The sequence below is a fragment of the Actinocorallia aurea genome (assembly GCF_054783995.1).
In genome coordinates, this window is sequence record NZ_BAAGPQ010000002.1 from 169,704 (window position 1) to 186,709 (window position 17,006).

Annotated in this window: 13 protein-coding genes; 7 read left to right on the forward strand and 6 right to left on the reverse strand. The window is 72.8% G+C overall.

Annotated elements, in window-relative coordinates; translation table 11 throughout:
* Positions 1-40 precede the first annotated feature (40 nt).
* Positions 41-1,459 (forward strand): aldehyde dehydrogenase family protein, encoded by a 1,419-nt coding sequence (locus tag ACYVOM_RS01015; RefSeq protein ID WP_460301260.1) that lies wholly within the window; start codon positions 41-43, stop codon positions 1,457-1,459.
* Positions 1,460-1,527: 68 nt separating this feature from the next.
* On the opposite strand, the gene ACYVOM_RS01020 is transcribed toward ACYVOM_RS01015, so the two are convergent.
* Positions 1,528-2,457 carry a trypsin-like serine peptidase gene (locus tag ACYVOM_RS01020; RefSeq protein WP_460301261.1) on the reverse strand — a complete coding sequence of 310 codons (930 nt, stop codon included), beginning with the start codon at positions 2,455-2,457 and terminating at the stop codon, positions 1,528-1,530.
* 81 nt (positions 2,458-2,538) lie between these two features.
* Here ACYVOM_RS01020 and dxr point away from each other — a divergent pair, with 81 nt between their 5' ends.
* The 3 genes from dxr (at position 2,539) to ACYVOM_RS01035 (ending at position 5,895) form a co-directional block, all read left to right on the forward strand.
* Positions 2,539-3,786 (forward strand): 1-deoxy-D-xylulose-5-phosphate reductoisomerase, encoded by a 1,248-nt coding sequence (gene dxr, locus ACYVOM_RS01025; protein ID WP_460301262.1) that lies wholly within the window; start codon positions 2,539-2,541, stop codon positions 3,784-3,786.
* A 4-nt stretch (positions 3,787-3,790) separates the two neighbouring features.
* The gene (gene ispG, locus ACYVOM_RS01030) at positions 3,791-4,966 is read left to right on the forward strand and encodes a flavodoxin-dependent (E)-4-hydroxy-3-methylbut-2-enyl-diphosphate synthase (protein ID WP_460301263.1); all 1,176 of its coding nucleotides are present in this window, start codon (positions 3,791-3,793) and stop codon (positions 4,964-4,966) included.
* Positions 4,967-5,052: 86 nt separating this feature from the next.
* Positions 5,053-5,895: a GNAT family N-acetyltransferase gene (locus ACYVOM_RS01035; protein ID WP_460302327.1), complete on the forward strand. Its 843-nt coding sequence runs from the start codon at positions 5,053-5,055 to the stop codon at positions 5,893-5,895.
* A 6-nt stretch (positions 5,896-5,901) separates the two neighbouring features.
* On the opposite strand, the gene ACYVOM_RS01040 is transcribed toward ACYVOM_RS01035, so the two are convergent.
* The 3 genes from ACYVOM_RS01040 to ACYVOM_RS01050 all read right to left on the reverse strand — a co-directional run bounded on the left by ACYVOM_RS01040 (position 5,902) and on the right by ACYVOM_RS01050 (position 10,452).
* On the reverse strand, positions 5,902-7,518 hold the full coding sequence (locus ACYVOM_RS01040) for an alpha/beta hydrolase (protein ID WP_460301264.1): 1,617 nt from the start codon (positions 7,516-7,518) through the stop codon (positions 5,902-5,904).
* Positions 7,519-7,628: 110 nt separating this feature from the next.
* On the reverse strand, positions 7,629-9,011 hold the full coding sequence (locus ACYVOM_RS01045) for a serine/threonine-protein kinase (RefSeq protein WP_460301265.1): 1,383 nt from the start codon (positions 9,009-9,011) through the stop codon (positions 7,629-7,631).
* 85 nt (positions 9,012-9,096) lie between these two features.
* A complete protein-coding gene (locus ACYVOM_RS01050) occupies positions 9,097-10,452 on the reverse strand; it encodes a PucR family transcriptional regulator (protein WP_460301266.1) in 1,356 nt (451 codons plus the stop codon).
* Positions 10,453-10,560: 108 nt separating this feature from the next.
* On the opposite strand from ACYVOM_RS01050, the gene gabT reads away from it, so the two are divergent.
* The gene (gene gabT, locus ACYVOM_RS01055; RefSeq protein ID WP_460301267.1) at positions 10,561-11,907 is read left to right on the forward strand and encodes a 4-aminobutyrate--2-oxoglutarate transaminase; all 1,347 of its coding nucleotides are present in this window, start codon (positions 10,561-10,563) and stop codon (positions 11,905-11,907) included.
* 476 nt (positions 11,908-12,383) lie between these two features.
* On the opposite strand, the gene ACYVOM_RS01060 is transcribed toward gabT, so the two are convergent.
* Both ACYVOM_RS01060 and ACYVOM_RS01065 read right to left on the reverse strand, forming a co-directional pair.
* The gene (locus ACYVOM_RS01060; RefSeq protein ID WP_460301268.1) at positions 12,384-13,556 is read right to left on the reverse strand and encodes an extracellular solute-binding protein; all 1,173 of its coding nucleotides are present in this window, start codon (positions 13,554-13,556) and stop codon (positions 12,384-12,386) included.
* 241 nt (positions 13,557-13,797) lie between these two features.
* Positions 13,798-14,100, reverse strand: a complete 303-nt coding sequence (locus tag ACYVOM_RS01065; RefSeq protein ID WP_460301269.1) for a hypothetical protein — start codon at positions 14,098-14,100, stop codon at positions 13,798-13,800.
* 233 nt (positions 14,101-14,333) lie between these two features.
* On the opposite strand from ACYVOM_RS01065, the gene ACYVOM_RS01070 reads away from it, so the two are divergent.
* Positions 14,334-15,668 (forward strand): CoA transferase, encoded by a 1,335-nt coding sequence (locus tag ACYVOM_RS01070; protein WP_460301270.1) that lies wholly within the window; start codon positions 14,334-14,336, stop codon positions 15,666-15,668.
* A gap of 225 nt (positions 15,669-15,893) precedes the next feature.
* Entirely contained in the window at positions 15,894-17,006 is a 1,113-nt protein-coding gene (locus tag ACYVOM_RS01075) for an RlpA-like double-psi beta-barrel domain-containing protein (protein ID WP_460301271.1), read from the forward strand.

Genomic DNA, 17,006 nt, shown 5'->3' on the forward strand with positions numbered 1-17,006 from the left:
ACAGTGGGCGGTCCGGGGGCCGCGGGGTTAGCGTGGAGGTATGAGCGCTACTCCTTTCTGGTTGGCCGGGCGGGCCGCCCTGGGTGATGACGAGATCGTCGTGACGCACGCGTGGGACGGGCGGGAGGTCGGCCGCGCGTCCGTGCCCACCGAGGCCCAGGTCGAGGAGGCCGTGGCCGCGGCGCACGCGGTCCGCAAGGAGGCCGCGGCCCTGCCGATCCACGTGCGCGCCGAGGCCCTCGCGCACGTCGCGCGCCGCCTGGAGGAGCGCAAGGAGGAGATCGCCCGGCTGATCACCGGCGAGAACGGCAAGCCGCTGCTGTGGGCGCGCGGCGAGGTCGGCCGCGCGATCTCGGTGTTCCGGTTCGCCGCCGAGGAGGCGCGGCGCTGGAGCGGCACCGCTATGCGGCTCGACACCGACCCGGCCGCCGAAGGCCGCCTCGCCTACGTGGCGAAGGTGCCGCACGGCGCCGTGCTGGCGATCACCCCGTTCAACTTCCCGCTGAACCTCACCGCGCACAAGGTCGCGCCCGCGATCGCGGTCGGCGCCCCGGTGATCGTGAAGCCCGCGCCGAAGACCCCGCTGTCGGCGCTGGTCCTGGGTGAGATCCTCGCCGAGACGGACCTGCCGAAGGGCATGGTCTCGGTCCTTCCCGTGCCGAACGACCGCGCCGCGGCCCTCACCTCCGACGACCGCCTGCCGGTCGTGTCGTTCACCGGCTCCGGCCCCGTCGGCTACGCCATCCAGGACTCCGTGCCGCGCAAGCACGTGGTGCTGGAGCTCGGCGGCAACGCCGCGGCGGTCGTCTGCGGCGACGCCGACCTCGACTGGGCCGCCAAGCGCACCGCCCTCTTCTCCAACTACCAGGCGGGCCAGTCCTGCATCGCCGTCCAGCGGGTCTACGCCGTGGGCGACGTCTATGACGCGTTCGTGCCGAAGCTCGTCGCCGAGGTCGAGTCCCTCGTCACCGGCGACCCGTGGGACGACGCCACCCAGGTCGGCCCGCTCGTCGACGAGGACGCCGCGAAGCGCGTCGAGGCCTGGGTCGAGGAGTCCGGCGCCACCATCCTCACCGGCGGCAAGCGCGAGGGCGCGAGCTACGCCCCGACGGTCCTGGCCGACGTGCCGGAGACCGCCAGGGTGTCCTGCGAGGAGATCTTCGGCCCCGTCCTGCTCGTCGAGCGGGTCGCCGACGTCGACGCGGCCTTCGCCAAGGTCAACGACTCCCGGTACGGGCTCCAGGCGGGCGTCTTCACCCGCAGCCTCGACGTGGCGTTCAAGGCGCAGCGCGAGCTCGAGGTCGGCGGTGTGATCATCGGCGACGTCCCGTCCTACCGCGCCGACCAGATGCCGTACGGCGGCGTCAAGAAGTCCGGCGTCGGCCGCGAGGGCGTCGCCAGCACGATGGCCGACTACACCTTCGACAAGGTCATGGTGCTGACCGGCCTGGAGCTGTGAGAGCGTGCCGGGAAGGGCAGTGCCCGCCCTTCCCGGCCCCTACTCCGCCGTTCACGCCGCCCGTGCACCTACAGGCGCTCCATGCGGACGTACAGCCGGCGGATCGCGTCGCCGAAGTACGGCCCGTACATGGTGACGCCGTCGTCGGCGTACTTGAAGCTGCTGATCGAGGCGATGGTCCCGGTGCCCGAGCGCGGGTCGAAGCCGGTGAACCAGGGGCCGCCGCTGGAGCCCTGGGTGAGGTCGCAGTGCAGCCCCTGGGCGACCGTCGCGTGGTGCGGGTCGGGCTGGGGCCTCCCGGCACAGTAGGCGAGCCGTTCGCCGTCGTACCTGCCTTCGGCCGGGTAGCCGAACGCGTGCACCGGGCGGCCGCGCGGGACGCCGAAGGCGACGGCGTTGGCGCCCATGAGGTCGGCGACGTGTCCGCTGCGCGAGGAGTGCAGCGCGATCATCGCCACGTCGTAGTCGTCGTCTCCCGATGACGCCCACTGGTCGGGCACCGCCATGAGCCGAGCGGTGAAGCCGCCTTCCGGGCCGCCGCCCTCCCGGTAGGCCGGCACGAAGATCCAGTTGTCGGCCCACCGGCCGCCGGTGCCGAGCGCGCAGTGTCCCGCGGTGACGACGAGATCGCGGCTGGCGCTGCGCACGACCGCGCCCGAGCACAGGTAGTCCTTGCCGTCCATCGTGAAGAAGACCTTCCCGACCGACGGGACGACGCCGCCGTCGAGCGGCCACACCGCGCCGTGGCTCTGCCGGGCCGGCGGCGCGCCGCCCGCGGTCCCGCGCCGGTGCGCGCGGGGCACGACGGGGCTGACCGCGCCGACCATCCTGTCGGCGGTCCAGTAGCGCAGGACCCTCGCGCGGTGCGCCTTGCCCGAAGGCAGGACGTGCGAGACCACGGGTTCGGAGGACGGGATCGCGGTCCCCCCTGCGGGCGCCATCGGCGAAAGACCGACCAGTACGGCGGCGCACGCCGCGATCCAGCCCTCCTTACCCATGACGAGACAGTGTGCAGCACTCGACGTGTTCGCGTGACTACTTTTGGTGAACTTGCATGACGGGTGCGTCCCCCCGGCAGAATGAGGGCGCGCGGTCGGCGATCGAGGAGGGTGTTTTCAGTGGCGGAGACAGGAGCCCCCGGGGGCGTCAAGGAGATCGTCGTCCTCGGTTCGACCGGATCCATCGGCACGCAGGCCCTCGACATCGCCCGGCGCGAGCCCGGCCGCTTCCGGGTCGTCGGCCTGGCCGCGGGCGGCGCGAAGGTCGAGCTGCTGGCCGCCCAGGCGCTGGAGTTCCAGCCCGAGGTGGTGGCGGTGGCCAAGGCGACCGCGGCGCAGGACCTCCAGCTCGCCTTCTACGCCGAGGCCGCCAAGCGCGGGTTCAGCAAGGGCGAGTACCGCATCCCCAAGATCCTCGCGGGGCCGGAGGCGGTGGCCGAGGTCGCCGCGCACCCGTGCGACGTCGTCCTCAACGGAGTGACGGGCGCGCTGGGCCTCGCCTCGACGCTCGCCGCGCTCGACGCCGGCAGCACGCTCGCCCTCGCCAACAAGGAGTCGCTCATCGTGGGCGGCCCGCTGGTGAAGGCCAAGGCGAAGCCCGGCCAGATCGTGCCGGTCGACTCCGAGCACTCCGCGCTCGCCCAGTGCCTCGTCGGAGGGCGGGCCGAGGAGGTGCGCCGCCTGGTCGTCACCGCGAGCGGCGGGCCGTTCCGCGGCAGGACGCGGGCGGAACTGGAGAAGGTCACCGTCCAGGACGCCCTCGCGCATCCGACCTGGGCGATGGGCCCGGTCATCACGGTGAATTCCGCCACGTTGGTGAACAAGGGCCTTGAGGTGATCGAGGCGCATCTCCTCTTCGACATCCCCTTCGACCGGATCACGGTGATGGTGCATCCGCAGTCCGTCATCCACTCGATGGTGGAATTCGTCGACGGTTCCACCCTCGCCCAGGCCAGCCCGCCGGACATGCGGCTGCCGATCGCGCTGGGCCTGACGTGGCCCGACCGCATCGACCGGCCCGAGTACGGGGTGGACTGGACCCAGGCCCACACCTGGGAGCTCTTCCCCCTGGACGACGAGGCGTTCCCGGCCGTCCAGCTCGCCCGCCAGGTCGGCGCGGAGGGCGGGACCTCACCCGCTGTCTACAACGCGGCGAACGAAGAGTGCGTGGATGCTTTCCTCAAAGGCCACATCTCATTTCCTTCCATAGTGGATACCGTCTCGGATATCGTCTCCGCACATCAGACAATCCGGACGCCAACGCTCGAAGACGTGCTCACGGCCGATCAGTGGGCTCGCGAGAGCACGCGGCAACGACTGACACAATAGGAACATGAGCGTCGAACTCGGTCTGCCGAAGATCCGCCCCCAGGCCCCTCAGGTCGCCACCCGCCGCAAGTCGCGTCAGATCATGGTCGGGAGCGTGCCGGTGGGCGGCGACGCCCCCGTCTCCGTCCAGTCGATGACCACCACCCTCACCTCGGACGTGAACGCGACCCTCCAGCAGATCGCGGAGCTCACGGCCTCCGGCTGCCAGATCGTCCGGGTCGCCTGCCCGTCGCAGGACGACGCCGATGCGCTGCCGCTGATCGCCAAGAAGTCCCCGATCCCGGTCATCGCCGACATCCACTTCCAGCCCAAGTACGTCTTCGCGGCCATCGACGCCGGCTGCGCGGCCGTCCGGGTCAACCCCGGCAACATCAAGAAGTTCGACGACAAGGTCGGCGAGATCGCCAAGGCGGCCACCGCCGCCGGGGTGCCGATCCGCATCGGCGTCAACGCCGGATCGCTCGACAAGCGGCTCCTGGAGAAGTACGGCAAGGCCACGCCCGAGGCGCTCGTCGAGTCCGCGCTGTGGGAGTGCTCGCTGTTCGAGGAGCACGGCTTCCAGGACATCAAGATCTCCGTGAAGCACAACGACCCGGTCGTCATGATCGAGGCCTACCGGCAGCTCGCCGCCAAGTGCGACTACCCGCTGCACCTGGGCGTCACCGAGGCCGGCCCCGCCTTCCAGGGCACCATCAAGTCGGCCGTCGCCTTCGGCGCGCTGCTCTCGCAGGGCATCGGCGACACCATCCGCGTCTCCCTGTCGGCCCCGCCGGTCGAGGAGATCAAGGTCGGCAACCAGATCCTGGAGTCCCTCGGCCTGCGCGAGCGCGGCCTGGAGATCGTCTCCTGCCCGGCCTGCGGCCGCGCCCAGGTAGACGTCTACTCCCTGGCCGACCGCGTCACCGCGGCCCTCGAAGGCTTCCCGATGCCGCTGCGCGTCGCCGTCATGGGCTGCGTCGTCAACGGCCCGGGCGAGGCCCGCGAAGCCGACCTCGGCGTCGCCTCCGGCAACGGCAAGGGCCAGATCTTCGTCAAGGGCGAGGTCATCAAGACCGTCCCCGAGGACCAGATCGTGGAGACCCTCGTCGAAGAGGCCATGCGGATCGCCGAAGAGGCGGGCATCGACGTCGATCTCGACGACGACTCCGGCCCCGGCGTCTCGGTCACGACCAAGGCCTGACGGCCGCCCGGGGCCTCCCCGCCGCGGCCTGAGGATTAGGCTGGTGGGGTAAAGCGCCGAGTACGTCAGGTGGTTCCTCGATGCGGATGCTGGGTTCCCTCCCGGTGCGGGTCCTCGACGACCGGCACCGGGCTGAGGCCTTGGCGATCCTCGACGCCGACCCGGTCGGCAACGTGTTCGTCGCCTCCCGGGTCCACCAGGCCGGGCTCGACCCCGCCCGGCTGGGCGCGCAGGTGTGGGGGTACTGGCACGAGGGCCGCCTGGAGTCCCTGTGCTACGCGGGCGCGAACCTCATCCCGGTGAACGCCGGATCGCACGCGATCCGGGCGTTCGCCGAACGCGCCCGCGGCCAGGGCCGCCGGTGCAGCTCGATCGTCGGGCCCGTCCCGGCCATCCGGGAGATGTGGGAGCTCCTGGAGCCGTTCTGGGGGCCGCCGCGCACGATCCGCCCGATCCAGCCGGTCATGTCCACCTCGGCGCCGAGCGAATTCCCCGCCGACCCTTATGTCCGGCGCGCGACGATGGCCGACTTCGAGACGCTCTACCCCGCCTGCGTGGCCATGTTCACCGAGGAAGTCGGCGTCTCCCCCGACACCGGGGACGGCGGCATGCTCTACCGCGCCAGGGTCGCCGAACTCATCAGGGCGGGCCGGTCGTTCGCCCGGATCGAGGGCGGCCGGGTCCTGTTCAAGGCCGAGATCGGGGCGATCACCCCGTACGCCTGCCAGGTCCAGGGTGTCTGGGTGCATCCCGAATCGCGCGGGCAGGGCCTGTCGGAGTTCGGCATGTCGTCCGTCGTCGCGCTCTCCCTGCGCGACATCGCGCCCGTCGTCACGCTGTACGTCAACGACTTCAACGTCAGGGCGCGCGCCGCCTACCGCAGGGTCGGCTTCGTGGAGGTCGACCAGTTCATGAGCGTCCTGTTCTGAGCGCCGTCAGCGGCCCGGGAAGCCTCCCAGGCGGGCCTCGGCCGCCAGCCTCTCGGCGGAGGCCGCACGCGTCACCGGGACGGGTTCAGGGAGCGCCGGCACCCGGGTCGTCCTGGCCTCCGGGACGGCGCCGGTGAGCAGGTAGCGCTCGAAGATCTTGTCCACCGCCCTGTTGCCGCGCTGGACGATCCCGTGGGTGAGGCCGCCTTCCTCCACCACGAGGCGGCCGCCCAGGCGGCGGCGCATCTCCGGCCCGCCCCCGAACGGCGTCGCGGCGTCCAGGGTCGCCTGGAAGAGCAGGACGGGCGGCAGACCCGCGCGGCGGCGGATCTCCACCGGACGTCCCGGCGCCGCCTTCCAGTACTTGCAGGGCAGGTTGTACCAGGCGTTGCTCCACGTCATGAACGGGTAGCGGCGGGCCATCGCGGCATGGTCGCGACGCCAGCGCGACCAGCGGGACGGCCAAGGCGCGTCGGTGCACTGGGTGCCGGTGTAGACGGCGTAGCCGCCCGACTCCTTCTGCGCGCCGAGATGCTGGTAGGCGACGGCGAGTCCCTTGTCCTCCCCCGCCTTGCGGGCCTGGAGCGCCTGGCCGAGCAGCGGCCACACCCCGTCTCCCGCGCGGTACCCGGCGGCGAGGAAGGTGTCGTCGAGCTCGTCAGGGCCGATCCGGGTGGGGCCTGCGGGCGCGTCGGCGGCGGCGAGCTTCGGGCCGATGCTCGCGCTGATCGGCCTGCGGGCGAGCGCCGCGCGCGTCCGCCGGTAGAAGGCGCCGACCTCGGCACGGGTCCTGCCCACCCCGAAGACGTCGTGGTGGCGGGCCACCCAGGCGAAGAACAGGCCGATGTTGCGGTCGAACGTCCGGTTCTGCCGGAGGTTGGCCTCGTACCAGACGCCCACGGGGGAGACATTGGAGTCCAGGACCATGCGGCCGACGCGGCGGGGGTGCAGGGTCGCGTAGACGGCGCCCAGGTAGGTGCCGTAGGAGACGCCGAAGAAGTTCAGCCGGCTCTCCCCGAGCGCCTTGCGGATCGCCTCCATGTCGCCGACGGTGTCCGTCGTCTTCAGGTGGTCGAGCAGGCCGCCGTACTTGGCGTCGCACGCCTCGGCGTAGGCGCGGGCCCGCTTCTTCCAGTAAGCGAAGTCCTCAGGGGTGCGGGGGTTGTAGTCGCGCCGGACGGGGTCGAAATGCCGGGGCAGACAGCTCATCTGCGCGCTTCCGCCGGTGCCGCGCGGGTCGAACCCGACGATGTCGTAGGCCTCCCGGACCTTCTCGGACGCCCTCCCGGCCACGGCCACCGCGAAGTCCGTCCCGGTCCCTCCCGGACCTCCCGGATTCACCAGCAGCGTCCCCCGAGGACGCCCCCCGGCCGCCGGAATCCTCGACAGCGCGAGCTCGAACCTCTTCCCGTTCGGCCTCCGCCGGTCCAACGGCACCGCGAGCTTCGCGCACTCGACGGTCACCCCCTTGAGCGGCTCGAACAGCTCGGCGAACGCGGGCAGAGCGGACTTGCACGGCTTCCACGCGATCGCCCCCGGCACCGCCTGCGCCGCGCTCCCCCCGGCCGCCACGGCCCCCGCCGCCAGCAGCACCCCGACACCCACGACACCCCGAGTCCTCATGCGCCCGATGCTCTCCCGCCCCCCAGGCCCCCGCCTCCCGGAAAACGAACAGATGGCGAACCCTGACGCTCCCTTTCCCGTCGGGCCCCTGGACTCCTCGGGAGCGGACGTCAGCCCCCCGCGGTCTTCTTCTCCCGACTCAGCATCACGCCCGAGACGAGGGCGAAGGCGAAGAAGACGTAGAGCGGATCGAACAGGAGCTCCAGGTACCACGGGAGCCCGCGCCACAGCACCTCCAGCGCGGGATACGCCGCGACGGCCACGACGAAGCCGCCGACCCTCCGCCACCTCACGGACATGGTTACGGCGAAGACGAAGAAGGCCGCGAAGGCCGCCTCCACGAAGGCCAGCGCCACCCGCCACAGCGCCGTGTCGCCGCCGATGTCCGCGACGAGCGGCAGCCTCTCGGCGACCGGGGTCCGGTGCAGCACGTAGGACAGGACGCCGCCCGTGACCAGGCCGGCAAGGGCCAGCGCGGCGGCGGGACCGCCGGGCTCGGCCGGGGCGTCGGCCTTCGCGGGCCCGGTACCGGCTCGGGTGCTCGGCGGCCCGCTCTCCGGCGCGGACGCCGCCCGCGGCGGGCTCGGCTCCTCGTCCCGTCCCGCCTCGGCCGTCTGCGGGGTCTTCGTACGAGGCTGGTCCTGGGTGATCGCGTCCTGGGTGATCGCGTCCTGGGTGATCGCGTCGAGCGCGGACGCGATCTCGGCCGCCGAACCCGCACGGCCCGCGGGGTCCTTCGCCAGCAGCCGCAGGACCAGTGCGTCGAGTTCGCGGGGGATGTCCGGGCGCCGTGACCTCATCGAAGGCGGAGACTCGTTCAGGTGCCGGTTCATCAGCACGTGCTGGGACGTCCCCGGGAAGGGCGGGCCGCCGGTGAGCAGCGCGTACAGGGTGCACCCGAACGCGTAGAGGTCGGTCCGCGCGTCCGGCTCCTCGGCCCGGTACTGCTCGGGGGCCATGTACGCGGGCGTGCCCATGACGGCTCCGGGGGTGGTGAGCGTCATCGTGGCGTCGTCCTGCCGGGAGATCCCGAAGTCGCAGATCTTGACGCCCCCGCCGCTCAGCTCCATCAGGTTGGCGGGCTTGATGTCGCGGTGGACCACACCGTGGGCGTGCGCGTAGGCGAGCGCGTCGGCCACCCGGGCCATGAGGGAGACGGCGCGGTCCACCGGGAGCCCGGAAGGATGCCGTTCGAGCAGCGCCTTGAAGTCGGTGCCTTGGAGCAGCTGCATGACGAAGAAGGGCCGGCCGTCGTGCGCGCCGATGTCGTAGACGGCAGTGATGCCGGGGTGTTCGAGGCGGGCGACGGTCCGCGCCTCACGGGTGAACCGCGCGCTCAGGTGCGTGTTCTCCTGGAGTCCCGCGAGCACGATCTTGATGGCCACCGGGCGGCCCAGGTCGAGGTCGTCGGCGGCCCAGACCTCGCCCATGCCGCCGCGGCCCAGCAGGGCGGTCAGCTTGTACCTGCCGCTGAGTTCGGTTCCTTCCCGCACTCTCCCGCCCTTCCGCGCTGGGGGCCGGGCCCGCGGGGATGCGCAGGCCCGCGCGTCGCGGATCAAGAATAGGGCGCAGGAGCGGCTAAGGCGGGCTGGAACCTTCGGTGAGGGTGAGGGCGATCCAGAGTTCGGCGCGGGCCGTGGGGTCGTCGAGGTCACGGGAGAGGAGGTCGGCGGCGCGGCGCATCCTGTGGCGGAGGGTGTGGCGGTGGACGCCGAGGGCGCGGGCGGCGGGATCGCCCTGGCCGTGATGGGCCAGGTAGGCGTGCAGGGAGGCTCTGAGGGTGGGGTCCAGGGGGGCGAGGAGCCGGACGGCGGCTTCGCGGGCCGGGTCGCCGAGCTGGCCCAGGACGCCGCCGGGGAGGTCGGTGTGGCGGCGGACTCCCTCGGCGGGGCGGGCGCGCTCGGCCTGGGTGAGGGAGCGGGCGGCGTCGGTGAGCGGGACGGGATCGCCGACCCCCACCGGGCCCGCGGCCAGCGCCAGGGCGGCGACGCGGTCGGTGAGGGCGTCGGGGGCGATGACCGCGGTGAGGGCGCCGTGCGGGACGGCGAGGCAGCGGTCGGCTGCCGGGTCGCCTTCCAGGGCGTCGGCGGTGTCGGGGCCGCACAGCAGGACGCGGACGGGCTCCTCGGGGAAATGCGGCGGCTTGCCGAGCAGGAGGCCGCCGAGCGCCTCGCGCACCTTGTCCTCGCTGGTCTCCGAGCGCAGGCTCAGCAGCGAGACCGCCGCTCCGACGACGGTGTGCGCGACCGGGCGGAGCCGGTCCGGCGTGCCGACCGCGAGGTAGGCGCGCGGCCTGCGGCCGAGGCCGACGGGCTGCACCACGACGGGACCGGGCAGCGCGAGGCTCGCCGCGCCGGCCAGCCGCGGGAGCTCCACGGCGATCTCCGGGGCCCGCGCGCGGGCCGAGTCCGGCGCGGCGTGGGTCGGCTCCCCCGCGGGGTCGAGGAGCAGCGCCCAGCCGCGCAGCACCCGGGCGAGGACGGACAGCACCGCGTCCGGCCCGCGCAAGGCCGCCCGGGCGAGTTCCCGCTGCGCCTTCTCCGCCCGCGTGACGTCCTCGTACTGCTCGGCGGCAAGCATCCGGGACACCGCCTTGCCCACGGCGACGAACGGGGTCGGCCGGGGCACTTCGAGCAGCGGCAGCCCGTGCCGGACCGCGGCCTCCACAAGGGCCTCCGGCACCCTGTCGTGGCCGAGTCCCACCCCGAACCCCAGGCCCGCGACGTCCCGGCCGACGAGACGGGCCACGTAGGCCTCGGCGTCGTCCAGGCGCATCCCCGTGGTGAGGACGAGTTCGCCGCCCTCCAGGAACGGGGTCGGGTCGGTCAGCTCGCTCACCGCGACCCAGCGGACCGGGACGTCGAGAGGGGCGTCGGTGCGCAGGATCAGCCGCAGCGAGGGCAGGGCCGCCACCGCGGCGAGAGTCGGAGCCATGATCGTCCAGGGCGGGCGCGGGAATGTTCCAGGGTGGCCGGTCCGGAGCGCCGTGTTGTCCGGAGTGGACCGTCCCCAGCCTAGGTCTTCCCGCCTATCGTCGGTCCCATGAGTGAGCCTTTGACCGGCGGGCCGGGCCTGCCGCAGCAGCGCAAGATCGTCACCGAGATCCCCGGTCCGAAGTCGCGGGCCCTCCAGGAGCGCCGCCTCAAGGCGGTGCCCCCGGGCGTCGGCTCGACCCTGCCGGTCTACACCGTCGCGGCGGGCGGCGGCGTGCTCGTCGACGTCGACGGCAACAGCCTGATCGACTTCGGGTCCGGCATCGCCGTCACCAACGTCGGCAACGCCCACCCCGAGGTCGTCCGCCGGGTCCAGCAGCAGGTCGCGGCGTTCACCCACACCTGCTTCATGGTCACCCCGTACGAGCCGTACGTCGAGGTGTGCGAGCGGTTGAACGCGCTCACCCCCGGCGACCACGAGAAGCGGACGATCCTCGTCAACTCCGGCGCCGAAGCCGTCGAGAACGCGGTGAAGATCGCCCGGTACGCCACCAAGCGCCCCGCCATCGTGGTGTTCGACCACGGCTACCACGGCCGCACCCTGCTCACCATGACGCTCACGGCGAAGAACATGCCGTACAAGGAGGGTTTCGGCCCGTACGCCCCCGAGGTGTACCGGGTCCCCATGGCCTACCCGTACCGGTCGGCCGAGGACGGGCCCGCCACCGCCGCCCACGTCATCGACCAGATCTCCACGCAGATCGGCGCGCACAACGTCGCCGCCGTGCTGGTCGAGCCGATCCTCGGCGAGGGCGGCTTCATCGAGCCGTCGCCCGGCTTCCTGCCCGCGATCGCCGAATTCGCCAAGGACAACGGCATCCTCTTCATCGCCGACGAGATCCAGACGGGCTTCGGCCGCACCGGGAACCTCTTCGCCTGCGAGCACGAGGGCATCGTCCCCGACCTGATCACGACCGCCAAGGGCATCGCCGGCGGGCTCCCCCTCGCCGCCGTCACCGGCCGCGCCGAGATCATGGACGCCGTCCACGGCGGCGGCCTCGGCGGCACCTACGGCGGCAACCCGCTCGCCTGCGAAGCCGCCCTCGCCGTCTTCGACGCCCTCGACACCGACGAGATCACCGCGCGGGCCGGCCGCATCGGCGAGATCATGCTGCCCGCGCTGCGCGCCCTCGCCGCCGAGGACCCCCGCATCGGGGACGTCCGGGGACGCGGCGCCATGATCGCGATCGAACTCGTCGAGCCCGGCACGACCGAGCCCGACGCCGCCCTCGCCGGCGCCATCGCCAAGGCCTGCCACGCCAAGGGCCTCATCGTCCTCACTACGGGCACCTACGGCAACGTCCTGCGGTTCCTGCCGCCGCTCGTCATCCCCGAGGACCTCCTGCGCGAGGGCCTCGGCCTCCTGACCGACGCCATCACCGAGAGCCGCGGCTGACCGCCTCCGACCACGCGAGAAGCCCCCGCCCGGGCAGGGACACGGCGAGTTTGCCCAGTCCTGACCGGGCCCATTCCCCGTCCACAAGTTCTGGCACGTACAAAGGAGGAGAACCGAGGAACGGTCACCGCAGGAGGGGAGAGCAAATGAGCCGCACGACCAGCCGACAGGACCTGGTCTTCGGCGCCGGCGCTCAAGCCCGCATGCCGCACGGCTCAGGGGTGTTCGCGCACGCTCTCATCGGCGTGCCCGCCTCGCGACCCGGCGATGACCGTTCACGGTTCCCCGGAAGGACATGAGTCCGACCGGAGGAGGCAAGTACCTCACTGGATAAGCGGGGCCCCTGGCTTTCGGGGGGTTGGCCAGGGGCCTCCGCTCCCACAAAAAAGGACACGGCGCGGCGGTTCTCGCCCACGTGTCCCCGAGACGGGCCTGACTGGGGGCGGTCGGGCCCGTCTCTTCTTGCTTTGTGGGGGTCAGGACCGGGTGGTGATTCTGGACCAGGTCTGGGTCCAGGTGGTCCAGTCGGTGCAGTCTTCGCAGTCGGTGGGGGGGAGGGGGAAGATCAGGGAGGCGAGGTAGGGACGGTCGGTGGCGTGGTAGGCGGTGCAGAAGCCGGGGCGGAGGGTGGCGCAGGCTTCGGGGTTGGCGGGGGCGACGCCCTTCCAGGCGGCCATGGCGCTCTGGACCGCGGGTGAGGAGGCCCAGTCGAGCCAGCGGTACATGCAGCCCGGGTGGCGGGCCGTCGCGCTCATCATCCAGGCGTTCGCCCAGCCGGTGCGGCCCTCGCGCGGCGCGGCCTCGGCGACCGGCAGGCCGCCCTTCAGCAGCACGTCGAGCGTGTGCGCGTCGGCCATCTCCAGCGCGGCGCCGCCCGTCGCCAGCGCCTCGACGGGCTCGGAGCCGTCACGCCAGACCTCGCGGACGTGGGGGCGCTGCGCGGCCAGCACCTCGGCCACGGCGTCGAGCTGCGGCGCGGTCAGCGCGAACGGGTCCTCGATCTCCAGCTTGGGCCGCCGCTCCTTGAGGAACAGCGCGGCGAGGCCGAGCGTCACCGGGGAGTCCCGCCACAGCACGCCGCCCCGGTGCGCCTCCGCCGGCGTGAACAGCTCGCCCCAGGACGTCGGGGCCACGGCCCGCGGATCGTAGAGCAGGAGATCGGCGCCCCAGGCGTTCGGCACCCCGTAGACGGCGTCCTCGCCCTTCTCGTCGTCATCGTCGTCCTCGGCCTTCACCGTGACGAGCGCGCGCAGCTCCGGGGCGATCGAGCGCAGCGCGGGCACCAGACCGGTGTTGAGCGGAGCCGCGTCTCCCCCTTGGATGAGCTCGCCCGCGACCTCGACTGGCACCAGCCCCCCGTCGTAGCCGCCCTCCGCCACCTTGTCGCGCACCTCCTTGGCGGTGCCGACCGTGCGGACCGTGACAGCGCAGCCCGTCTCCTTCTCGAACGGCGTCACCCAGTCGGCGGCCTGGTCGACGCCGCCCCGCTCGGCGTACCCGGAGGGGGCGACGAGCGTGAGCGCGCCCTCGACCGGAGCGAGGGACGCCGCGGCGGTGGCGGCGCCGCGCGGCCGGGGGGCCTCGCCGCTGCACCCCGCGAGCGCGAGCGCCAGAGCGGCGCCGACTGCGGAAGCCCGAAGAAGACTCATGAACGCGCAGCCTAACCCCGCACCGCCCCTGTGATCGAACGTCAACGACTTGCGGATGGCGCACACCAGCGGACGTCGACCGTCCAATGCGGGCTCTAGGGGGAGGTGACGACCCCGGAGGGCGGGCGGGCCACCGGGCGGGCGCGCTCGCGAGGGGCTTGCCGGAGGAAACGAGCGCGTCCGCGTCGCCCTCCGGGGTCGTCTTTGGCCGTCGGCGAGGCCGGGCCGGGGGAACAACGGGTCACCTTGCAGGGTCACCCGGCCATGTCGCCAACGGCACCCGCCGCACCGGAGGAGCGCCGAGCCGGAGGAAGCTCGCCGCGTCCCGGAGCGCCGGGGGTTCGGACTGGATGAGGTCTATGCGTGCGACGAGGCGTGCGACGTCCGCGGCCTCGACGAAGTCGCCGATGTCGCGTTCGCGGGGAGGCAGCGCCCACCAGCTCCGGGTCAGCGGACCGAACCAGATGGTCCACCTCGGATATCTGCGGACCAGGAAGGACAGTTCCGCGGCATGTTCCGAAGTGAGCTCTTCCGCGTCCGGCATGCCCGCTCCCCTTTCCCCGTCATTGTCGAGTGTGTCCAGAGAAACAATTCAGGTCAAGTGTTGTAGGAATGTTCCGCAATGCCGTGGGATACCGGAAAACCGCTTACCGGAGCGGCGGTTCACGAGCTCCACGAAATGGCTTGCGCGGAGTTGTCGCCGGATGGCTCACGGCCGGACCGTGCCGGACGGTGATTCGGCGGCCGGGGGACGGGAAGACCGCCCAAGTGAAGGACATGAGCGAAGAGCAGACCGCGTGGTTGCTCGGCCTCGCGGAACTCCCCCCGGTTCCCGTCTCGTTCGGCGGGGCCACCGACCTGCTCCCCTCGGTGTACGACGTCGGCACCGTCGCGTCGGCCAGCGTCGGCGCCGCGACGGCCGCCGCGGCGCTGCTGTGGGAGCTGCGGGGCGGGCCGCCCGCCGTCGCCACCGTCGACCGCGGCCACGCCGGACTGGCGTTCCTGTCGGAGCGGGTGTTCAAGATCGCGGGACGGCCGCTGCAGCTGTGGGCCGAACTCTCCGGCGACTACCGCGCCCGCGACGGCTGGGTCAGGCTGCACTGCAACTTCCCGACACATGAGGCCGCCGCCTTGCGCGCGCTGGGCTGCTCGCCGGAGCCCGAGGCCGTGGCGCGGGCCTGCTCCGCGCTCGGCGCGGTCGAGGTGGAGGAGGCGGTGCTGGCCGCCGGAGGCGCCGCGGCGGCGCTGCGGGACCGCGAGGAGTGGGCGGCCTTCCCGCACGGCCCGCTCGTCGCGCTGAGCCGCGTCGGCGACGGGCCAGTGGTGCGCCCACCGACCGCCGGGATGCCCATGGAGGGCCTGCGGGTGCTGGATCTGACCCGCGTCATCGCCGGCCCCGTCGCGACCCGCCTGCTGGCCGCCTACGGGGCCGACGTGCTGCACGTGGGCGCGCCCGCGGTGCCCGAGGTGCCCGGCCTGGTCCTGGACATGACGTTCGGCAAGCGGGTGTGCCGCCTCGACCTGAAGACCCCCGAAGGCCGCGCCGACCTGCGCGCCCTCATCGCCGACGCGGACGTCCTCGTGCAGGGGTACCGGCCCGGCGCGCTCGCCGCCCTCGGTTTCGGCCCCGGCGACCTGCGCGCGCTCAACCCGTCGCTGGTGACGGTCGACGTGCAGGCCTACGAGCCGGGCACGCCCTGGGCCGGGCGGCGCGGATTCGACAGCCTCGTGCAGTTCGCGACGGGCATCTCCGCCGAGTCGATGCGCGCGGCGGGCGCCGACGCCCCCGGCGCGCTGCCCGCCCAGGCGCTCGACCACGCCACCGGGTACCTGGGCGCGCTCACCGCGATGGGCGGCCTCGTGCACCGCGCGGCGAGCGGCGGATCGTGGCACGGCACCGTGTCGCTGGCCGGGACCGCCCGCTGGCTCGACGGGCTCGGGCGGACCGCCGCCAAACCCGCCGGGACGCCGCCCGACGACGTGCTCGCCGCGATGGACAGCCCGCACGGGGTGCTCACCTTCGTCCTGCCGCCGGGCATGGTCGGCGATTTCCGGCCGCATTGGGACACGCCGCCTCCGGGCGACGACCTGGACCCTCCGGAGTGGGTGTGAAAACCATTATTGCAGCCACCTCGTTATCTGTTCCCCTTTCTCTCCCCCCGAGGCAAGGAATAGCTGTCCCGCAGTTCCGTTGACGTCATTGATTTCGGGGGAGATCGCTTGTTCGCACATGTTCGGGGACCACACGGGTCCCGCCGCCCCGCACTCGTCCGCACCGCGCTCGTCCGCACCGCGCTCAGGCACACGGCACTCAGGCACACCGCACTCAGTCGCTCCGTGCTAGCGCGCTCCGCCGCGGTGCTCTCCGGGGGCCTCGCCGCGGTCCTCGCGGCGGCCTCGCCGGCCGCGGCGGCACCGCGCCCGCCGCACGGCCCGGAAGCACGCCCGCCCGCCCTGACCGCCGACCCCACCACCCCCGCCCAGCCCGACTCGCCCACTCGACCCGCCCAGCCCGACCAACCCGACCGAACCGATCAGCCCGCCTCGCCCGCCCGACCCGACTTGCCCGACCCCGCCGCGCCCGACCCTGCCATCGACTACGCGCCCTACCCGGTGCTGTATCTGGAACTGGAGCCCGACCCCGACCCGTTCCCCGCCGACCTGTTCGGCGCGCCCGATCCGGACCGGCCCGACACGGACCGGCCCGATCCCGACCTGCCCGACCCGAACCCGTCCGACCCCGACCGATCCGAGGCCGATCCGTCCGACCTTGACCCGTCCGAGGCCAATCCGTCCGATCCGGACCCGTCCGATCCGGACTCATCCGATCCGGACCCATCCGGCCTCGACCCGTCCGACGCCGACCCGGACGAGCCGCGGGGGCCGGACGGCGGGGAAACGGGACCCGATGTGCCCGGGAAGCCTGATCCGGACGAGGCCGAGCCGGACGAACCCGGCAAGCCAGATGAGCCTGGTAAGCCGGATGAGCCTGGTAAGCCCGAGAAGCCGGAGAAGCCTGACCCCAGGCCTCGGATGCCGGCCGGGATGAGCGTGGCCACGTCGTTCTGGGACGCGGCGACCGCTTCGGGCAGGCCGATGCGGTACCGGACGCTGGCGAGCCCGTACTGGCCGCTCGGCACGAAGGTCAAGATCACCCACGCGGGCCGCAGCGCCGTCGGGTACGTGGAGGATTTCGGGCCCGCGCAGTGGGCGGTCCGCCAGCACCGGCCCCCGGCGATCGTGGACCTGTCGGAGAAGATGATGGCCCGCCTGACGGGCCGCCGCTCGCACGCCGTCAAGGTCCGCTTCGAGGTGCTGCGCTGGGGCAAGGGCCGCCGCTACAAGACCGGAGGCGTCGGCTACGCCCTCGCCATGGGCCTGCGCCACCGCCACCGCGACCGCGACGACACCCGCGGGGACGAGCACAGGGACCGGTCGGACGACCGCTGA